Source organism: Luteirhabdus pelagi, from assembly GCF_016827595.1.
In the GTDB taxonomy this organism is placed as follows: Bacteria; Bacteroidota; Bacteroidia; order Flavobacteriales; family Flavobacteriaceae; genus Luteirhabdus; species Luteirhabdus pelagi.
Genome location: NZ_JAECMS010000030.1, coordinates 1 through 954 on the forward strand (window position 1 = coordinate 1; position 954 = coordinate 954).

2 protein-coding genes are annotated in these 954 nt (G+C 33.5%); both read left to right on the top strand.

What is annotated here, in order from left to right; genetic code table 11:
• Window positions 1-29: 29 nt before the first annotated feature.
• Window positions 30-407 (top strand): nuclear transport factor 2 family protein, encoded by a 378-nt coding sequence (locus I4Q58_RS15425; protein ID WP_203296806.1) that lies wholly within the window; start codon window positions 30-32, stop codon window positions 405-407.
• Between the two features lie 8 nt (window positions 408-415).
• Window positions 416-805 (top strand): VOC family protein, encoded by a 390-nt coding sequence (locus I4Q58_RS15430; RefSeq protein WP_203296807.1) that lies wholly within the window; start codon window positions 416-418, stop codon window positions 803-805.
• Window positions 806-954 lie beyond the last annotated feature (149 nt).

The window sequence follows — 954 nt, forward strand, 5'->3', positions numbered from 1 at the left end:
AAAACGTCAGAAATCAATAATCCTGTAAAATGACAGAAATAATTTCAAGCCCTAATTGTGGAAACTCACCAAAAATGGAATTTCTAAAAGAATTCAACATTGCCTTTGCAAAAGGAAACGTGGAATTTATTACCGAAAGTGTGACTGATGAAATTGTTTGGGATATAATTGGCGACAGAAGAATTGAGGGAAAAGAAAAGTTTAGAGAAGAATTGGAAAAAATGAAATCCAAAAAAACGACCGAATTGATAATTGACCAAATCTTATCGCACGGAAAAGAAGGAGCAACAAACGGAATTATGAAAATGCAAAACGGAAAAAAATATGCATTCTCGGACTTTTATAAATTTAAAGGAGCTAAAGGCGCAAAAATTAAATCGATAACATCATACGTGATTGAAATTTAGAATGAATAATGACTAAAATTGACCCAATAATAGCAGTAAAGGACGTTAATGAAAGTGCAGAATGGTATCAAAAAGTATTTGATTGCAAAAGAACGCACGGAGGAAATGAATTTGCTGTACTTGAAGACGAAAACGGAGAGATTTTAATTTGTTTTCATAAATGGGGAGAACACGAGCATCCAACTATGATAAAGCCCAACATCAAACCAGGAAATGGACTAATAATCTATTACAAAACGGACAAATTGGATATTATTAGGTCAAATCTTAAAAAAATGGACTATCCGATAGAGAAAGAAATTCACATAAACCCAAATTCAACAAAAAAGGAATTTTCATTGCTAGACCCAGACGGATATTATTTAACGATAACCGAATATCATAAGTATGAAGGATAAAAAAAAGCCAGTTGCCAACAACGTATAACGATGCATTGCACGGGATGGTTAGAAGTATTAAAAACCTACAACTCCAGACCAAAAAAGCATTAACTGAAAAAGACGTAACTTTCAAAACCGCGCAACGCGCGTTATACAATACCGTTGGC